Annotated in this window: 15 protein-coding genes; 6 read left to right on the top strand and 9 right to left on the bottom strand. The window is 41.9% G+C overall.

Translation table 11 applies throughout. The annotated features are described in order from the left end of the window. The first annotated feature begins 2 nt into the window (after nucleotides 1-2). Entirely contained in the window at nucleotides 3-488 is a 486-nt protein-coding gene (locus ACFO3D_RS14595) for a hypothetical protein (RefSeq protein WP_390297545.1), read from the top strand. A 41-nt stretch (nucleotides 489-529) separates the two neighbouring features. Here the strand turns inward: ACFO3D_RS14595 and ACFO3D_RS14590 are convergent, their stop codons facing one another. The 4 genes from ACFO3D_RS14590 to ACFO3D_RS14575 all read right to left on the bottom strand — a co-directional run bounded on the left by ACFO3D_RS14590 (nucleotide 530) and on the right by ACFO3D_RS14575 (nucleotide 4,270). Further along, entirely contained in the window at nucleotides 530-1,693 is a 1,164-nt protein-coding gene (locus ACFO3D_RS14590; RefSeq protein ID WP_390297542.1) for a D-alanyl-D-alanine carboxypeptidase family protein, read from the bottom strand. 466 nt (nucleotides 1,694-2,159) lie between these two features. Continuing rightward, on the bottom strand, nucleotides 2,160-2,432 hold the full coding sequence (locus tag ACFO3D_RS14585) for a hypothetical protein (RefSeq protein WP_390297539.1): 273 nt from the start codon (nucleotides 2,430-2,432) through the stop codon (nucleotides 2,160-2,162). A gap of 199 nt (nucleotides 2,433-2,631) precedes the next feature. Continuing rightward, entirely contained in the window at nucleotides 2,632-3,198 is a 567-nt protein-coding gene (locus ACFO3D_RS14580; RefSeq protein WP_390297536.1) for an NADPH-dependent FMN reductase, read from the bottom strand. A 13-nt stretch (nucleotides 3,199-3,211) separates the two neighbouring features. After that, complete coding sequence (locus tag ACFO3D_RS14575) at nucleotides 3,212-4,270, bottom strand: LLM class flavin-dependent oxidoreductase (RefSeq protein WP_390297533.1); 1,059 nt, start codon at nucleotides 4,268-4,270, stop codon at nucleotides 3,212-3,214. A gap of 174 nt (nucleotides 4,271-4,444) precedes the next feature. On the opposite strand from ACFO3D_RS14575, the gene ACFO3D_RS14570 reads away from it, so the two are divergent. After that, entirely contained in the window at nucleotides 4,445-6,682 is a 2,238-nt protein-coding gene (locus ACFO3D_RS14570) for an outer membrane protein assembly factor BamB family protein (protein ID WP_390297530.1), read from the top strand. A gap of 249 nt (nucleotides 6,683-6,931) precedes the next feature. Here the strand turns inward: ACFO3D_RS14570 and ACFO3D_RS14565 are convergent, their stop codons facing one another. After that, on the bottom strand, nucleotides 6,932-8,080 hold the full coding sequence (locus ACFO3D_RS14565) for a PQQ-dependent sugar dehydrogenase (RefSeq protein WP_390297527.1): 1,149 nt from the start codon (nucleotides 8,078-8,080) through the stop codon (nucleotides 6,932-6,934). 214 nt (nucleotides 8,081-8,294) lie between these two features. On the opposite strand from ACFO3D_RS14565, the gene ACFO3D_RS14560 reads away from it, so the two are divergent. The 3 genes from ACFO3D_RS14560 to ACFO3D_RS14550 all read left to right on the top strand — a co-directional run bounded on the left by ACFO3D_RS14560 (nucleotide 8,295) and on the right by ACFO3D_RS14550 (nucleotide 10,476). After that, nucleotides 8,295-8,510 carry a hypothetical protein gene (locus ACFO3D_RS14560; protein ID WP_390297525.1) on the top strand — a complete coding sequence of 72 codons (216 nt, stop codon included), beginning with the start codon at nucleotides 8,295-8,297 and terminating at the stop codon, nucleotides 8,508-8,510. A gap of 448 nt (nucleotides 8,511-8,958) precedes the next feature. Then, the gene (locus ACFO3D_RS14555; RefSeq protein WP_390297522.1) at nucleotides 8,959-9,264 is read left to right on the top strand and encodes a PadR family transcriptional regulator; all 306 of its coding nucleotides are present in this window, start codon (nucleotides 8,959-8,961) and stop codon (nucleotides 9,262-9,264) included. Nucleotides 9,265-9,282: 18 nt separating this feature from the next. Next, entirely contained in the window at nucleotides 9,283-10,476 is a 1,194-nt protein-coding gene (locus tag ACFO3D_RS14550) for a chromate transporter (RefSeq protein ID WP_390297519.1), read from the top strand. A 101-nt stretch (nucleotides 10,477-10,577) separates the two neighbouring features. Here the strand turns inward: ACFO3D_RS14550 and ACFO3D_RS14545 are convergent, their stop codons facing one another. After that, the gene (locus tag ACFO3D_RS14545; RefSeq protein WP_390297516.1) at nucleotides 10,578-11,141 is read right to left on the bottom strand and encodes a GNAT family N-acetyltransferase; all 564 of its coding nucleotides are present in this window, start codon (nucleotides 11,139-11,141) and stop codon (nucleotides 10,578-10,580) included. A 101-nt stretch (nucleotides 11,142-11,242) separates the two neighbouring features. Then, complete coding sequence (locus ACFO3D_RS14540) at nucleotides 11,243-12,697, bottom strand: DHA2 family efflux MFS transporter permease subunit (RefSeq protein ID WP_390297513.1); 1,455 nt, start codon at nucleotides 12,695-12,697, stop codon at nucleotides 11,243-11,245. A gap of 227 nt (nucleotides 12,698-12,924) precedes the next feature. Here ACFO3D_RS14540 and ACFO3D_RS14535 point away from each other — a divergent pair, with 227 nt between their 5' ends. Beyond that, nucleotides 12,925-13,428, top strand: a complete 504-nt coding sequence (locus ACFO3D_RS14535; RefSeq protein ID WP_390297510.1) for a CarD family transcriptional regulator — start codon at nucleotides 12,925-12,927, stop codon at nucleotides 13,426-13,428. A gap of 66 nt (nucleotides 13,429-13,494) precedes the next feature. On the opposite strand, the gene ACFO3D_RS14530 is transcribed toward ACFO3D_RS14535, so the two are convergent. Further along, nucleotides 13,495-13,932 carry a MarR family winged helix-turn-helix transcriptional regulator gene (locus ACFO3D_RS14530; RefSeq protein ID WP_390297507.1) on the bottom strand — a complete coding sequence of 146 codons (438 nt, stop codon included), beginning with the start codon at nucleotides 13,930-13,932 and terminating at the stop codon, nucleotides 13,495-13,497. A 305-nt stretch (nucleotides 13,933-14,237) separates the two neighbouring features. Then, nucleotides 14,238-18,782: a S8 family serine peptidase gene (locus tag ACFO3D_RS14525; protein WP_390297504.1), complete on the bottom strand. Its 4,545-nt coding sequence runs from the start codon at nucleotides 18,780-18,782 to the stop codon at nucleotides 14,238-14,240. Between the last annotated feature and the right edge of the window lie 41 nt (nucleotides 18,783-18,823).

Genomic DNA, 18,823 nt, shown 5'->3' with positions numbered 1-18,823 from the left:
CTATGGGGAAAAGGTATGGAGTGAACAACGACAAAGTGGAAAAATTGATGTGGAGTATTGCTCTTCCGGGGTTTGGACAACTGCTTAACAGAAAATATATAAAAGGAATACTTTTTATTGCACTGGAATTTTTAGTGAATGTTATGGGGAATTTCAATGAAATCATTTTACTAAGCTTTCATGGAAGGATTTCTGAGGCAATAGCACAAACGGAATATCCTTGGCTTATGTTCTATCCGTGTCTTTATTTTTTTGCTATGTGGGATGCCTATAAGGACGCAGAAGGAGAAAGCAAACCGTACGCTTTCCTGCCATTTGTATTCTCTGCATATATGGTAACAGTGGGATGTATTTTTTCACCGACCTTTACCCTCTTCGGTGTTATGCCAGGTCCAGTATTTCTTCCTATGCTTTTCCTGTTGCCGGGATTGCTGATTGGAGGAATACTTCGGTGGATATTCCTGCAAAGACTTGAACATAATCATTGAAAAAGGATCCTCACCCCGTGTTACGGAGAGGATCCTTTTTATCAAACTTTCTTTCGGCGTCTGAGTATAATACCCAGCAGAATAAGAAATAGCACAGCACCACCAACTGCAATCATCAAATAACGATCACTAAAAAATGAATTTGTCTTAACAGCTTCAGAATCACTGTTGACTGCGGTGGCCTTTTCATCCTTTACTTCTTTCAATTGGAAGGTGTCAATTAACGAACCATCTGAACCGACAACATGCAACTTGCCTCCACTTTCAATTTCTTCCGTCACGTAGTCACTCTTTTTGTGGGTAAAAAATAGCTCTTCGGAAGTCTCAAATTCTTTATCGCTAACTTGGAAAGTAGTGTGTTCCGGGATCGAAGCACGTGTAAAGTTCTCAAATCCATAGTCCAATAGATTCATAGTATCGTCATACGCTCTGGTCTGTATATCAGCGTTCAGAGTAATAACAATAAGACTGAGGTTATCCCGCTTGGCAGTTGTAGCTAGCGTAAAACCAGACTGGTTGACAAACCCGGTTTTTCCGCCTGTTACGCCTTCATATGGAATCTGCCGCAGCATTTTTTGATGTGCCAGAAGTGTTGTATCCCACGTTTCCCCGTGCCACTCCAGCCGAACAGTTCCAAAGATTTCCCTGAAAAGTTCATTTTTTATGGCATACCGGGTAATCTTCGCAAGGTCCTCGGCTGTTGTCATATGATTGGGGTCGAATAAGCCATGCGGATTTTCAAAGTGGGTGTTTTTGACACCAACTTCTTCTTTTAGATACTTGTTTATATCCTCAGCAAACTGGTCTACACTGCCGCTTAAATGTTCAGCGATCGCGACCCCAGCATCATTTCCTGAGTTGATGATAAGTCCTTGAATTAGCTTCTTCAGCGGAACCTGCTCACCAGGTTCCAGGAAAACTCTGGTCCCCTCTACGTTTCTGGCTTTCTCACTGACTGTAACAATATCATCCAGGTCACCAGTCTCAATCGCATAGATAGCTGTCGCAATTTTAGTCAGACTCGCGGGATACATAGGTGTATCAGCATTTTTTTCATAGAGTACGGAACCTGTTTTGGCGTCGATCATGATTGCAGCATTACTAGAAAGTGAAGGTGGCTCACTGGCTTCATCTTCTGCAGCATTGATTGTCATTATAGGATTAATTGTTAGTAATGTTATTAGAATTATTATCAGCTTTCTCACCGGTCACACCCGCTTCTTTTTGAAGTCATTACCTCCATTGTATAGTATTTTTATTCGAATTTTGTCGACGTTAACTAATTGTTAATTATTTGTAACAGGAAAATTCAGGATGGGTTAGTATAGGATGTCTCCAAACTTTGTACAGCGGGCATCGGGTGGAGATTAAACTCTATTGTTCCATTGGTAGCTGAGTTACTGATTTCTCGGATTCTCATTCCGTTATTTCATATATTTCCCTCGATAAAAACATGATTTAGGATCCTGGTTCCGTTATTAGCCTTTTTTACCTATAAATTCTATTAATAATGCTCAATTAGCGGAACCAGGGTCAAAATTTCCCCTTTTGGAACCACTTTTTTCCCTTTTAACGGAATGAGGATCTGCATATGAATAATATAGGACAAAAAAAGACCAAGCCGCTATGCGATTTGGTCAGTTGACGGGCAATTTTATTTGTCTCCATAACTTACTCCTCTGTCCCCTCTTCATTCAGCTCCACACCTTCTAGATCAAGCCAAGAGAGCATTTCACGCACAACCGTATTGATTTTCGCATTGACCATATCTTTTCCGTACTTTTTCTTGGCTCGCTCGATATTAGTTGCTACTTCCTGATCAAATGCAATAATCGGGTCATCACTCTCAAGTTCATTAAATAATTCAATCATCGCTTCATTTCCTTCAGAAATCCGGTCGATTGCTTCGCTATATTTATTAAGGTCTTCCTTATTTGCCTTCATATGTATCACCCGGTCATAGTTTGCCCGGAAAGCTTTATTTCATTATGGATTATGGTTATATTTCAACTGTCATTCGCTTCCTCCACCGGGTCCGCCAAGAGGACTTCCTCCCTTTTTGTCTTCAATTCATAGCCTCATCCAATCTTAACTGAAATGGAAAATCCTGACAGCTACTGTCAGGATTTTTCTTTTCGTTTTATTAAAAGTCATATTCTGCTTCTTTAGCTTCACGGATTTCCTGAAATGTTTTTGAGAGTACTACCATATCTTCCGCCAAACGGTCTATCCGCAATAATACATCATCGTTAACAATTTCTTTCCTATAAAAGTCCATCTCTTCGATAAACACATAGGTCTGCACCATTTGCGCCTTCATATACGAAAGAATCGGTTTAAGCTGCTGTTCAGCAATCAGATAATGTTTTGCTGAACCTGCTGTCACAACCATGCCCACCACTTTATCGCGAAACGCATTGACCGGGAGTAAATCAAATATATTTTTCAATGTCCCCGGAATGGATGCCTGGAATATCGGCGTGCCAATTATTATGGCATCTGCATCCATGATGGTTTTGGTTATATATCCGGTATCACCTTCGTATTCGAGATAATTTCTTCCGTCACTGAACTGGATATCATAGTCAGCAAGGTCCAGTAAGTTCACTTCATGTTCCGGGTACTTTTCATTTACTTTTTTTATGGTGTAATTCATTGCTGTTCTAGTTTTCGATCCGACTACAGAGCCAGAAAGACCAACAATTTTCATGCTTTTCCCCCCCCTATTTTTTTGCCGTGTATTTTCTGATTGCTGGTAAAATTTCGCTACCAATTATTTCGACATTCTTCTTCACCTTATCAAACGGCATACCACCAAAATCAATCTGTGCGATGTAGCGCTGATGCCCAAATTGTTCATGTTGGTAAAGGATCTTTTCGATGATTTCCTGTGGGCTTCCAATATTCATGACATTATGCGGGTCAATGCCCTGTGCAAAATGCTGTTTCGGAAATCCTTGTCCGTTTGTCAGTTTCATGCCTTCGTTAATATGCGGATACATGTCCCTCAATGCCTGCTGGGACGTCTCGGCAGCATAGAAAAAGCCTGCTGTGGCGACTGGAAGTTCTGCCGGTTCAAACCCACGACTTCTTGCTGCGTCACGATAGGCGTCGATAGTCCGTTTGAATATTGATACTGGACCGCCTAGATGCGCCATAAACATTGGAACACCAGAATATCCTGCTTTTCTGGCACTTGCTGGCGTGCCACCTACCGCCCGCCAAATAGGCAAAGAGCCATCCTTAGGACGCGGAAGAACCTTCGCATTTTTAAGTGGCGCCCGGAATTCCCCGCTCCAGTTAACCACTTCTTCTTCATTTATTTTCCGAAGCAAATCAAACTTTTCTTCAAACAATTCCTCGTAGTCACGAAGATTATACCCCAACAGGTCAAACAGCCCTACTCTGGATGCACGTCCAGCCACAATTTCAGCCCGGCCCTTTGAAATTAAATCAAGCGTTGCGAAGTTTTCGTAAACACGGACAGGATCCGAGGTGCTAATAATAGTCGACGAGCTGGCAATCTTTATATTTTCGGTTGCTTGGGCAATCGCTGACAGTACCAGTGCATGCGCCTGTGTCGCGAAATACTCCTGATGACTCTCCCCAACACTGAAAAAGTCAATCCCTGCCTGTTCAGCAAGCTTTGCATATTCAATAATCTCATGAACTCGTTCCCCTGCTGAGACTCGTTCACCTGTAAATGGATTTGGAAGATGGTCCCCCAATGTATAAATACCAAACTCCAATCCTTTATCCGGCTCTATTCTATAATTTTTCATATATATCAAACCTTTCAGCGAAAATAGCTTATTTAAGATACAGTATCAGTTTATAACATATAGGAATTTACTCACAGAAGAATGCTCTTTTTAACGTTTATCAATAATTTTATCGAATAGTGGGCAAATTACAGGATAATTCTAACCCTGCATTCAACATGAAAGGAGAACAATATGAAGAGATGGGTAATGATTTTTATAGTACTCTTTATGGTTTCCGGCTGTCAGGATAACCCTGATAAGGATGAACCTGCAGAAAACGGCAACCAGACAGAAAACAACGAGAATAACGCTAATACTGAGCAAACCGGCAATAAAGATAATGATAAGAATTATGAGACTGTCCAATTTAAGGAGTACCCCGGGAAAATCGCACCGGAATTTTCGGCAAAAGAACTAACAGAACCACCCTCGGGTAACTGGTTAACCAACGGAGGGAATCTTCATAATGGCAGATACTCCCCACTTGGTAAAATAACGACTGAAAATGTCGCGGATTTAAAGTTGGAGTGGGTTACAAGTCTGGGATCGGGAATGGAATTTAAATATTCTGGTGAGTCCACGCCAATTGTATATGAAGGTGTCATGTTCAACATTACGGGTGCCAACGAAGTATCCGCAATTGACGCTAAAACCGGCGAACTTATCTGGCAGTATAAGCCAAAACTAGCTGAAGGACTGGATACGGTGTGCTGTGGATGGACTAGCCGCGGAGTCGCAGTCGGAGACGGAAAAGTTTTTGTTGGGCTTCTGGATGCCAGACTGGTAGCGCTTGATCAGAAGACCGGTGAAGTATTATGGGAAACCCAGGTTGATGAATGGGAGAAAGGATATACCATCACAAGTGCTCCACTTTACTACAATGGAAAAGTTTACACTGGTGTAGCCGGTGGTGAATTTGGAATAAGGGGTTACATGGCCGCATATGATGCAAAACTAGGACGACAAATATGGCGAACCTATACACTCCCGGCCCCTGGAGATCGTGGATCAGAGACCTGGCCAAAAGACAGCCGGGGATGGCTGACTGGCGGAGCACCCGTCTGGCAGACCCCAGCGGTTGATCCGGAACTTGGAACCATTTATTTCGCGACAGGTAATACAGCCCCAGATCTGGATGGAAGCAACCGGAAAGGGAATAATTTATATTCCGACTCAGTCATGGCACTGGATGCAGATACCGGAGAATATAAATGGCATTTCCAGGAGATTCACCATGATATATGGGACCTCGACCCGGCAAACCCCGTCGTTTTATTTGATGTGAAAATGGACGGAAAAATGCGGAAAGGTATCGCACAGGCTGGTAAAACAGGGTGGGTTTATATTTTGGACAGGACGACAGGTGAACCGCTAATCGGCATTGAAGAAAAGCCTGTGCCGCAAAGTGAGAAACAGAAAACATCACCTACCCAGCCATTTCCGATTGGTGATGCATTTGTCCCTCAGACAGTAACGAAGGAAGATGTAAAAAAGGACCTGCCAAAAGATTTCAATGGGAAGATCGGAAGTATTTTCACACCTTTCTGGGACAAACCGGTTACAGTTAAACCATCTCCGCAGGGTGGCGCTAACTGGCCACCATCTGCCTATAACCCAAATACGGAAATGTTTTATGTGCTCGGAAATGACAACTATTTCGCCTATGCACATTACGGTGAAGAGGAACAAGAAAAATTTGAACAAGGTAAAGAATACATTGGAAGTGTTTGGCAGCCTGTTAAGGACTCCCCAAGCCGCGGAACCGTGACAGCACTTGATATTAAGACCAATAAAATTGTCTGGCAGAAGAACTGGGATACAATCGCATACAGCGGTATTTTAACAACCAAGGGAAATCTGATATTCACCGGACATAATGATGGCAGGATTATTGCCTACAATGCCACAAACGGTAAGAAGGTATGGGAATTTAAAACAGACGCAGGAGCAAACGCACCGCCAATCACCTATGAAATTGACGGAAAACAGTATATTTCCATTTTCTCAGCTGGAAATACACTTGCCGGAACGAAACATGGTGACAAAATTTACACCTTCTCCCTTGAAGGAGAGTATAGTTCCCTGGAAGATATACCACGTGATGATATCAACGCCCCACCAGAAAAAAATGAAGAAAATAAGGAAAAGCACGGCGACGATGAAGCAAAGAGTGAAAATGGTGGAGGAACGGTATCAACTGGAGCAGACATTTACAAAGGAAATTGCCTGGCCTGTCATGGAGCCGAAGGAGCGGGCGGTCATAATGGCCCTAACCTGCAGGACAGCAAGATGATTAATGATAAAAAAGCGCTGATCGAGCAGATTAAAAACGGCAGCGGTACCATGCCACCTTTTAAAGATACGTTAACGGAAGAGGAAATTAATGCAGTAGCTGAATACCTGATGAGCCTTTCCAAAGGTGAGGAGTAAATAAATGTGAAATCGCCTGATATGCAATGGTTTTCGCATAATATGGTCGCATAATTGCCTGATTCGAAGCGATTTTCGCCTAATTCTGCTTCAAAATCGCCTGATAACAATATTAAATTTCAAGTTTCTGCCAAAAAGGAATCACTGAGAAAGAGCATTTTTCAAGCAGTGGAGCAAATCCATAATGGCACATACTCCTAACATGCAAAAAGGTAATCTCCCCTTTAAAAGGACGATTACCTTTTTAATTTATTCACCAGTAGTTTTTTCAGTAAGCGATATATGAATTAAACGATCATCTTTTTCACTAGGCTCCCCGCGACTGTCATGATTACTTGTAATCGTGAAGAGAGCATCCTCATCGACAAGCACATCTCGGAGGCGTCCGGCATCATCGAAGAATTCGCTAGTTCTCCCGCTTTCTGGATTGTACGTGAAGATTTTCGAGCCTGCCAGTGATGCAATATATAACTGTCCGTCATAGTAAGCCATCCCTGCTGGTGCCCATGTATCATCACCCGAGTGTTGAAGCGGAGTCACCATATTATCTGCTTCTTCATCACCTTGAATAACTGGCCAGCCATAGTTCTTACCAGCTTTAACTAAGTTAATTTCATCATGGCCAGATTCTCCGTGTTCGGAACTATAAAGGTTATCCTGTCCATCCCAAGCCAGCCCCTGTGGATTTCGGTGTCCATACGAGTAAACAAAGGAATCCTTAAACGGATTATCTTCTGGAATTTCACCGTTTAAATCCATACGCAGAATCTTTCCAGCTAAACTGGCCTGCTCCTGTGCCAGGTTTGGCTCTCCAGTATCACCAGTAGTGGCATATAACATACCATCTGGACCTATCTGAATCCTGCCGCCATTGTTAATATCCCCGCCAGGGATTCCATCCAAGAGAGCATTCTCTTCCTTCCAAGTGTTCCCCTCCAGGGTAAGTGAGACAATACGGTTCAATGCTTCACCATTTTTTTCATACGTATGGTAAGCGAAAGCACTCTTTGAGGATTCAAAATCAGGAGCAAGCGTGAATCCAAGAAAACCACCCTGCCCTTCATGGAGAATTTCTTCAGAGAGTTTTACATCCTGAACTTCCACAATTCCCAAATCCCCCTCAATTTTCACTACCGCACCATCACGCTGGCTCAGAAAAAAAGTATTACCATTCTTACTAATGGTCCATGGAATGAATAAATTACTTACATTAATTTTTCCATCGTCCGTAACAGTAACCTCCACTGATTTATCCAGCACCTCTACTGCATCCTGCTTAAACAGATCCTGCTCTTCCTGCTTAGCTGAATGATCAGGGGAGTTATTGTCAGTAAGTAAATATACAATGCCTGCTATCAATACAATTCCCAGGAAACTTAAATAAAAAGATTTCCTCAAACAAATCACCTCTGCATTCTTTAAATTCTCGTCACTATCGTTGCCAAAGTTCTGATAATTTAAACCCGTTTCAGGTAATTGTTTTCAGAAAGGTTGCTCGTCTAACCAAATAAAAAATTTCAGCAAATTACCCAAAAGCAAGATAAATACCCACCCCGATAATTCATGGTTGAATATCCTGCATTTGTAGACTAATTAACCAGGAGGAATTTCCATGCAATTTGATGATATGTTAGAAAATTTATTAAACGAGGCAACCATGTATTTCTTATTTGCAAAACGATATGAGTATGTGGACCCACAGCGCCATATGTATTTTTATCAGAAACATTTTGATGCAGCGATGAGACTGGAGCAGCACTATATGATGCTCATGGGAGAGGAACACGGGTCACATAAAGGCATGCACGGACACTTTTCCATGTATTAATGAAAAGGGCTGCATGCCTCCCTTTTCACCGTCATAAAATAATCGAATATGCAAAAACTAACCCCAAATAATTAAAGGGGTTGTAGCTTTTGGAAAACAAGTTGAACCTGATCGTCTGGCTATCAGCAGTTGGAGCTGTACTGAATTTTGTTCTGCTTATTATGACACTGATGCATGATAAACGAGTTACGGGTGGCAGCTGGAAATAATTAAGGAGGTACGGGTATAAGCCGTACCTCCATTTCTTTATTTTAACTATTAGTTGTTGCTTTTACCTTTGGAAACTTCGCTTACTGTGTCGCCTGCAACTTTGTCGGCACCTTCTACGCCAAGGTCACCTAATGATTTACAAGAAGATGTTAATTCGTTGACGTTATACATTAATATTGCTATTTTATTATTATTATCGAAAAGCAATATTGATTTTCGATATCGGGGAGTGATAAAAGTGGAGAACAAAATACTACGCAAACTGTTTCTAGGTTTCATACAAATCCATATACTTCACCATGCTGAAGAACATCCTATTTTTGGGGTATGGATGCTGGAGGAACTCAGGGAACATGGATACGAAATCAGTGCCGGTACCCTATATCCCATTCTCCACAACATGGAGGGCGACGGGCTTCTTTTGAAGGAAGAGAAAAAAGTGGAAGGGAAAATCCGTAAGTACTATACAGCTACTCCAAAAGGGAGTGAAGTACTGAAAGAAGCACGAGCTAAGGCATATGAATTATTTAAAGAAATTAAGTAAGATAGGAGAAGGTGAAATATGAAGCGTAAAAGTGAAAATAAATTTTCATCCTTGAAGGAAATCCTGCTGGTTTCCACGAGACTTGGTTTTACCTCTTTTGGAGGTCCTGTTGCCCATCTGGGTTATTTTCATGAAGAATACATACGGAGAAGAAAGTGGCTGGATGAAAAAAGTTATGCAGACCTAGTTGCCTTGTGTCAGTTTCTTCCCGGACCTGCCAGCAGTCAGGTTGGCATTGGGATCGGTGTAATGCGCGCCGGTGCCTTGGGAGGAATTACATCATTTCTTGGCTTTACATTACCATCTGTAATCGCACTTATCATCTTTGCTCTTTTGCTCGACAGTTTTAATGTGGCGGATGCTGGCTGGATTCATGGCCTGAAAATTGTAGCAGTTGCGGTAGTCGCGCATGCGATTATGGGAATGGCAAAAAAACTTACACCTGACATAGAGAGAAAAACAATGGCACTCGGAGCGATCGTAATTACGCTGCTGTGGCAAACAACGTTTTCTCAGGTTGTTGTGATTCTGCTAGCAGCATTTATTGGCTATTTATTATACCGGAAACATACAGACCAGGATGAATCTTTTATACCGGTTCCGATTTCAAAAGGTTTCGCTATAGGTTGTCTCACTTTATTCTTCGGACTGCTCATTCTCTTGCCGATTTTAGCAGAAGCAACCGCGATCGAATGGCTGGCACTGTTCGATAGCTTTTACCGGTCGGGCTCTCTTGTATTTGGCGGGGGGCATGTCGTATTGCCGCTACTTGAGCGGGAATTTGTGCCTACTGGCTGGATGACCGAAGAGGCATTTCTTGCTGGCTATGGTGCAGCTCAAGCTGTACCAGGTCCATTATTTACCTTTGCTGCCTATTTGGGAGCTGTTATAAACGGGTGGGCAGGAGGATTATTGGGTATGGTCGCTATCTTCCTGCCTGCATTCCTGCTTATTTTCGGTACCCTTCCGTTTTGGGGAGCACTGCGCAGTAATGCAGAAATTAGAGGCGCGTTAATGGGGGTTAATGCAGCAGTTGTCGGCATATTGATTGCGGCTTTTTATGATCCAATTTGGACCAGTTCCATTTTTGCACCTATCGATTTTGCATTTGCTGCTGTCCTATTCAGTATGCTGGTATACTGGAAACTGCCGCCTTGGATTATCGTGGTGACTGGAGCAATAGGTGGTTCCATACTGGGAATGATTTTTTAGTGATAGTCTTCTGATATCCATGACTAAATAAAAACAAAACTAAAGAAACGCATGAAACTATCCGAGTAGTTTCATGCGTTTGATGTTTGCCACTAGTTTATTTATTCTTCGACCTGCTTCTGCTTCCAATCTTCTCTAGTCAATTTCATATTAATGGAATCGATCCATTCCCCTTCAGATTCTAAATCTTTCTCGTCAACACTATCTATTATAAAACCAACTTTCTCATATACTCGCTTTGCTCTGGGATTGAACGCAAATACACTCAATGTTAGTTGGTTCAGGTCAGTATTCTTAAAAATATAATCGACTACCAGTTGCGTTGCTTCTGAACCAAATCCTTGATCTCTTCCTCTGGGGCCAATGAGAATTCTAAAATTCATGCTATGATTATTTTCATCATATAAATTGACCACAGCTTCTCCAACTAGAACTTTCCGCTCCCTATCCATAATAGCGAGATCCAAACGTTCAGGTTGTTCATTTCTGGTATTGTACCAATCCAGGACCTCTTCTCTATTATACTCAGAGGAGCTCCCTGTTAATTTAATAACCTCGGGGTCTTGTAAGCACGCTTCTATATAAGGAAAATCTTCAGCTGTCTTAAAAGGCCTCAGCGTAATTTTGTCCCCCGCAATTGTAGGTTTATCTTTTAAATCAATCATCTGTCCCACTCCAATAATTAGCTTATCTCCTATAATATTGCTTCTTAAATATAACAGCTATTTAGCTGTTGAAACAGATTGAATTTAAATTTAAAATTATACTAGCTACGTACAGGTTCGGTTGTTTTCACCGCAACCGCAGATTTTTTCTTTATTTCGCCCGGTTTCTTTACAAATAAAGAACACATTAATCCAACTACTGAAATCCCTGTGATAAAGTAAAAGGCATATTGGACTCCAGCTGCTAATACTTCTTGCTGATTAGCATAGGGAAAATCAATCATATAACTGTTTTGCCCCGCTGTAAAAACCGTAATCGCGATAGCTGTTCCCGCTGCTCCTGCAACTTGATTTAATGTATTCATAGCCGCTGAACCATCCGCATATAGCTCACGCGGCAATTGATTGAGCCCATTTGTTTGCGATGGCATCATTACCATCGTTAATCCAAAGAATAAGATCATGAACGCTGCAACTATTTGCCAAGCGGGTGTTTGACTTGAAATAACCAACATGAAAATTATATTCCCAAGCAACACAAATAGAAAGCCAGTAATTACGAAACGACGTGCCCCCCATTTATCAAATAACGATCCAACAATCGGTGACATAATAACATTAACCGCATTTCCAGGAAGTAATAATAAGCCAGCCGCCGCCGCACTGATTAATAAAGCTCCCTTTAAATAAAGTGGCAACAAAATAGCCGTTCCTAAAATGACTAAAATACCAAGACACATAATCAAGGTTCCTAATGTAAACATTGGATACTTAAAGACTTGTAAATTAACCAAAGGGCTAGCCATTTTCGATTGGCGAATTCCAAATAAACCAAGCGAGATAATTCCTGCAATTAAAGGAACCCATACTTTAGGGGATGATAAGGCCACTTCAGCCATCGTACTCAAAGCATAAATTAATCCACCAAAACCTATTGTTGATAAAAGAATCGACAAGATATCAATTTTAGGTTTGGTGATTTCAGATACATTTGTAATTTTAACTGCAGCAAAAATTGTCAATAACACGTATAAAATAGCGCTAATCCAAAAAATGTAAGGCCAACCCATCGTACTGATAATGACCCCTGAAAGTGTTGGTCCTAAAGCGGGAGCTAATGTAATAACGAGACCCATTACTCCCATGACCACTCCACGTTTACGGACGGGAAAAATAAGCAACACCACATTCAGCATGACCGGTAGTAAGATGCCTGTTCCCGTTGCTTGTACTACACGACCTATCAATAATATAGGAAAATTCGAAGATAACGCTGCTAAAACTGCTCCCAACAGCGAAATTATAAGTCCCCACACAACTAATTGTCTTGTAGAAAACCATTTCATTAAAAGTGCTGAAATCGGCACTAGAATTGCTAACACTAGTAAATATCCTGTTGTCAGCCATTGCGCAGTGGCAGCTAAGACTGAAAATTCCTCCATAACATCTGATAATGCCATATTTAATGCTGTTTCTCCAAACAATCCTAAAAAGGCACCTAACATTAAGATAAATGCCATCGTCTTAGGATTTTTTACGTGAATTTGCGTACTCATAATAAGCTCCTTTTTAACTAACTTGATCCGTCTTTGTCACTACTCTCTGCTGTAAAAGATTTATATGAATTTCAATTGACAGCGGTTGTCCATTTCCGTAGTACACCTCTCATACTTACGGGGCTAGATAACTATATCAATAGCTTTTTTAAAATGTCAACCTGGTTGACAAAAATATTTTCTCATGTTAGTATAAACTTAGTTGATTATGAATATGGGAGGATAAAATGTTTAATATTGGGGATTTAATCATCTATTCCACACATGGCATCTGTAAAATTGATGATATATGTGATAAGACAGTTTCAGGCGTTACAAGAACATATTACGTTCTACACCCTATGGAGGATGATCATCACTTAACAATTAGCACTCCCGTTAATGATAGTAAGGTAGTTATGCTTGAACTGATTCATAAAGAGGAAGCCTCTACTATACTCGATTCTTTTCAATATCCCGGGATAGAGTGGAACGATAACCCTAACGAACGGTTCAGAAAGTATTCTGATATTGTGAATTCAGGTAATCGGAAAGAAATTGCCAGTGTTATTAATACACTGATGCGAAGAAAAACTGAAGCTGAACTTCAGGAAAAAAAGCTGTATGAACGGGACCATAAGCTATTAAACACCATTAAAAATATTTTATTTAAAGAATTGGCTATTTCGATGAACACTACATTTGAAGATGTTAATGAGAATGTCTTTAAAGTAATAACTGAAAATAGATAGTTCTAACTAGAAAGAAGCCCCCTATGGCATTGGATTGCCATAGGGGGCTTCTTTCTTTTGTGGATATCATTGTATTCCCCAATCTAACTTTAAAATATCTTTAAGAACAGTCACCTGTTGCTCACCTATTTTTTCTGCAATTTTTTTCTCCAGTTGGGCTTTGAGAGCGGCGTTCTTTTCATAGCATTCCTCCCCTAAAGGGGTTAACTGAATACACTTCTCTTTCTTGTTACTTTCAACATCCTGGACTTTAACTAACCCTTTTGTGGTGAGGTTTTTGATAAATTTATGTATTGCCTGGCGGGAAATGTCCACATTTTTAGTTACATAGGAAATGGTCGGTCGCTTTTTATAAATCCTCGTCATTATATACCATTCCGAATTGGAAATATAGATTTCACTCTGATCGTTCCATGCTTTCTCGGAGATGCTCCGAACTAAACTATGACGCTCACTTAATAAATCGATAAGGTCTAAATTTTGTAACTCAGCGTTCGAAGTCAACCGATTCACTCTCCCTCTAGTCTTCGCCACCTACTATACAAAAGCCACTATAAGTTGTCAATTTAGTTGACCTTTGATTTCAGTCTTTGTAAGGCTATTTGTTTGCCTAGGAACGGAACAGGTTAATGTCGCAAGAGTGAAACTAACCATTTATTATAGGATACTTTTTTAACGTCCCAATCCCAGCAACTACATAATGCGGCAAGTCCGTTCCTTTTATTCGGCGTGTTAGAATAAGCATTAAAGAAATGAAATCCCCACCTGAAATTAGGTGGGGATGGTAGTGTAACTATCCGCTTCTTTTATTATCTACCTACCTTTAAGTCATGGGTAACGGTGGCTGTCGCCCCACGATTGTCGGTTACAGTAAGGGTAACAGTATAGTTACCTGGTTTATTGAAGGAATAATTAATTGTTTGGCCTTCAATTTTTTTAGCTTTCTGGTTTTTACCTATTTTCCATTCATATTTTACTAACGTTCCGTCCGGATCAATCGATTGATCTGCATTTAAGCTAAAGGCTTCATTCGCCCTCAGGTTTTGTGGCGTTTCAAAATTCGCTATTGGTGCTTCGTTTGGCACATTGATGAATAGTTCTCCATCGGCTACCTTTTCTGTCTTGTTACCAAAGTCATCTTCTGCGATCACCCGAACTTCCGCACCTTCCGCATACCAGTCGGAAGGAACTGTCCAGTAGCCAACATAATGGCCTTCTTCCGTTTCTTCCATTGGTAATACGGTGGCATTGTTAGTCTGGGCTGCCATATTGGTATTAACCAATGGCTTATCAATTGTAAATGATGCGTCTATTCCCGGCTCACTATCCATGGTGATTTTTACACTTTCTCCTGTTTCAAGGTATACATCTTCTTTTGGTGACAGATTTTCAATACTTGGTCCATCAAACTTTGCTAAGACCGTAATGTTTTTAGTTGTTTGGTTCCCTGCCTTATCCTGGGCAGTAACCTCGATAACATTTTCTCCATTATCCAGTAACACTCGGAGGGAATACGTATTATCTTCTGCCACATTGGCAATCTCACCGTTTACTTTCACCCATTCGAGATGTTCATCCTGAATGTTACCAGTGATTTCAGCTGCCATCTCATTTGTTTTCCATCCATCCGCCGGACTGGTGATCGTTAATTCTGGATTAGTTTGATCCAGTGTAACCATGACAGGTTTTGATGGATCTGTTGTACCAACGTCGGTAGAAGCTGTTGCTGTAATTATGTTTTCTCCCTTATTTAAGGTGATATCCCCGGAGAAAACCCCATTCTCATTGGTTTGTGTTTCTACTACTGACTCTCCGTTGTTCAGAATAGTAATGTCGGTATTTGGAGCAGATGTTCCATTAACGGTTAGATTCTCTTCACTGGTAAACGTCTTATCAGTTGGAGAAGTAATCTCCGGTGATACTATTTCAAAATTGACTAGCGCCCGAATCATGTAGTTTCCTTCTTCAGTTGGAGAAGGCGTCCAAGTTCCGCCAGTCAACTGCCAACTGCGTCCATTATGCTGACTGCTCTCATCTGCCGCTAAAGCAGGCGAATTTGGATGAGGGTCGGTTTGGATATATACCATGTAAAAATCATCATGGACGATTATACCTTCTTTGCTCAAATCAACAGTTGTCCACTCACCTGTGCGAAGTGCTGTGGCGTCAATTGGACCTGCTATTTTGTTTCCAGGAGCGCCATCTGATCCACTGGAGTCCCAAATTTCTACTTTGAAGTCAGTTCCACCCGGGTCTGGGAATTCTTCATTCCAGAAGCGGAATTTACCTCCTGTAACCATCGCACTGTTTTCATCTTCCGGCAGGGACATCTTCACCGCCCAACCATTTCCTGCCTCATACCAGGCGCGTGCATTTTCTGCAGTTCCGTCATCATAGGCGAGTTCACCCGGATAACCAATAAACGGTCTTATATTGATGTTTTTCTCTGTGGTTTCATTTCCCGCTATTGTAAGTTCGACTTCTTTACTGTAGTAATCTTTAGCCGATAAATGCAATGTGTACTGCCCTTCAAAAGCGGTAATGGAGTACTGCCCATTCTCATCCGTAGTAACAGGGGTGATTGCAGCATCTTCCATAAGCATTAACGTTGCCCCTGCCACTGGCTCTCCTGTTGCTTCATTAATTACCTGCCCTGTTACAGTTCCTTCAGGGATCGGTTGTAAAGTAAAACTTGTTTCTGTTGTAGTGTCTTCCGCGATGTCGATTGATTGTGTCTTTGGATAGAATCCATATGCATCAGCTTGCAGAGTGTATGTCCCCGCAGGATGCAGCAATGAATAACTGCCATCTGCCGGATTTGTATTTGTTGATAAGCCCGTCTCAACTACACTAACTGTCGCAGTTAAAGGCAGTGCCGATAGATTGGCCTCTGTGCTATTTGCATCCGCATTAGCGGTGGTCTTCTTTTTCAAATCTTTTTCATCTGTTTGCTCGACAAGTTGCAGGGACTGGATATTGGAGGAACTGCTGATAACAACATCATCGATATACCAGCCATCGAACATTCTGCTTCCATCTGAGGAAACATGAAAGCCGATGTAAATTGTTTGCCCAGCATACTCCGAGATATCTATACCATAACTTTCCCATCCATCCGTTTCACCGGTGAATTCAGCAATAGTTTCCCAGTTCTCCTGATCTGTCGATACATATATATGAGCAAAATCATATGCACCAAAGTCATAACTCTCCAGTTCATACCATTGTTTAAAATGAAGATTCGCTGAACCTTCTGGTAGTTGAATGGCTGGTGTGGATAATACCATATCACTATCATTCCGATAGGTATCATCTAAATCCGTTGCGTACACATTTTCTCCGGAGTATGCCTCACCTGGTCCCGAAGTCGGTACACCCCATTCCCACGCATTGTTGGTGCCGGAAGACTCCCAACCAACAGGCTCCGACTCGAAGTCTTCACTGAAGATTGCTGGTAATACCTGGACCTCGAAGTTTTCGGTAACTACTTCATTCTGACCATAGTCGTTGATTCTCCATCTGTATGTCACAGCTGGTTCAGCGACTATGTTCCCTGGAATTTCAACCGTATAGGTGCCGTTCTTATAATCACCGCTTACACGGGGAGCCTTTATGATTTCCCAGCTCCCATCAGCCGTAAGATATTCTAGTTGAACACTTTGTACACTTATATTATCTTTCACTGTAATTGCTAACGGTATCGCAATTCCAGATGATGCGGATTCAGGTATAACATGCTCATAGGTTGGTTCTTCGGTATCCTCTCCATCTTTAAAGACCTGTCCTTTTATAGTTCCCAATCCGGAAGTAACCGATGATACTGCACGGAATGCATTGATCACTCCATATCCATAACCATTATTAGGAGAATCAGTAAACTCTCCATCCGTCAAAGGAGTGGCGGAATTCATTAAGGCACTCTCCAATTCATCAACTGTCAGTGAACTGTCAGCCTGACGTAATAACGCCACTGTCCCGGCTACCACCGGTGTTGCCATAGAAGTACCACTTTTTCCACCATAGGAACTGCCAGGTATCGCGGAACGGGTTCCTACCCCTGGTGCAACCACATCTGGTTTGATTTCATCATACGGCGAAGGACCCTGTAAGGAAAACTCCGCTAGATCATTTTCATTATTAATAGCTCCGACTGCGAAGGATTCAGGATAATTGGATGGAGCAGCTACAGAACCTGGTCCGCCCGGTTCTGTGGCAGTTACATTGCCTGCCGCAAATGCAGGAAAAATACCAGCGTCACGCCATGCCTGTACCATAGGACGGTACCATTCATCTAAACCACGGCCCCCTCCCCAAGAGTTATTTACAATATCAGGAGCCATCTCGGGATGTGGATTTCCTTCAGCATCCTTTGGCGCAAGGATCCATTCACCCGCAGCAAGTAAATCTACATCTGTCCCCCCGAGTGCCGAAAATGCTTTTACTGCTATCCACTCAGCACCAGGTGCCACACCGATCTGATTTGATCCGTCTGATTCTGATCCAACCATGGTTCCAACTGTATGGGTGCCATGACCGATATCATCATATGGAGCCGCTTCTCCATTAATGGGATCAAACCAGTTGAATTCATGATTGGACTGGTCTGGAGTCTCTGGATTATAACCACGGTACTTCTCTTTTAAAGCGGGGTGGTCCCATTGAACTCCCGTGTCAATACTGGCGATTACAACACCAGAACCGTCAATTCCCATTTCCCAAACTTGTGGAGCATTGATATGTTCCACGTTCGGTTCAACCTCATTGGCATTCAACTGGTCGGCAGTTAATGATGTCTTCGATTTCCCAGTTGCATCCCCTTTAATCAGTTGCCGCGTTCTGTTGGGAAGAACTTTCTCGACCTCGCCAAACTCGGCCAGTTTTTTGGCAACTTCTTTCGTGCCTGTTACCGCTATGGCATTAACAATGTAGAAAGATTGGAAGCTTTCCACATTGCCGGCCTTTTTCTCTTTCTTTAAAAAGGCCATGACGTTCTGTTGTGTGTCCAGTGCCTTAGCACGTAGGTTCGACACAATAAGTGAACGTTTCCTCAGCTCTGTCTTGGTCTTACTCAGCTGTAATTTTTTCGCCTGATCAGCTGCTTGTTCGGCGACTTTCGTTGTGTTTACTTGCTCTGTGAATTTCAGTAGGAAGGTAACTTGATTCTCGTCATTGAAGTTATCCAGGAGGTCTTTACTAATTTTGCTTTGAGTGGAGGTCTTGGAAGTGTAAAGCGATTTCTTGCCGTCAGAACTTGACTCTGCTGTCGCAATCTGTGGCAAACCCGCTGACAACAGCAACATAAGTGCCATCATCAGGCTTAACAAGCGTACACCGTCTTTTCTCTTAGCGCTCATTTCCTTTTGCCCTCCTTTAATTTTTGTGCGGAACCAATCGA

Origin of the sequence: Virgibacillus kekensis (assembly GCF_042654125.1) — a bacterium.
GTDB lineage: Bacteria > Bacillota > Bacilli > Bacillales > Amphibacillaceae > Lentibacillus > Lentibacillus kekensis.
The sequence above is the reverse complement of the archived record's forward strand: the minus strand, read 5'-3'. Positions and strand labels throughout refer to the sequence as shown.

Coding starts and splice junctions, on each gene's coding strand:
- ACFO3D_RS14595 (WP_390297545.1), top strand. CDS start 3: ATGGGGAAAAGGTATGGAGTGAACAACGACAAAGTGGAAAAATTGATG.
- ACFO3D_RS14585 (WP_390297539.1), bottom strand. CDS start 2,432: ATGAAGGCAAATAAGGAAGACCTTAATAAATATAGCGAAGCAATCGAC.
- ACFO3D_RS14580 (WP_390297536.1), bottom strand. CDS start 3,198: ATGAAAATTGTTGGTCTTTCTGGCTCTGTAGTCGGATCGAAAACTAGA.
- ACFO3D_RS14575 (WP_390297533.1), bottom strand. CDS start 4,270: ATGAAAAATTATAGAATAGAGCCGGATAAAGGATTGGAGTTTGGTATT.
- ACFO3D_RS14570 (WP_390297530.1), top strand. CDS start 4,445: ATGAAGAGATGGGTAATGATTTTTATAGTACTCTTTATGGTTTCCGGC.
- ACFO3D_RS14560 (WP_390297525.1), top strand. CDS start 8,295: ATGCAATTTGATGATATGTTAGAAAATTTATTAAACGAGGCAACCATG.
- ACFO3D_RS14550 (WP_390297519.1), top strand. CDS start 9,283: ATGAAGCGTAAAAGTGAAAATAAATTTTCATCCTTGAAGGAAATCCTG.
- ACFO3D_RS14545 (WP_390297516.1), bottom strand. CDS start 11,141: ATGATTGATTTAAAAGATAAACCTACAATTGCGGGGGACAAAATTACG.
- ACFO3D_RS14540 (WP_390297513.1), bottom strand. CDS start 12,697: ATGAGTACGCAAATTCACGTAAAAAATCCTAAGACGATGGCATTTATC.
- ACFO3D_RS14535 (WP_390297510.1), top strand. CDS start 12,925: ATGTTTAATATTGGGGATTTAATCATCTATTCCACACATGGCATCTGT.
- ACFO3D_RS14525 (WP_390297504.1), bottom strand. CDS start 18,782: ATGAGCGCTAAGAGAAAAGACGGTGTACGCTTGTTAAGCCTGATGATG.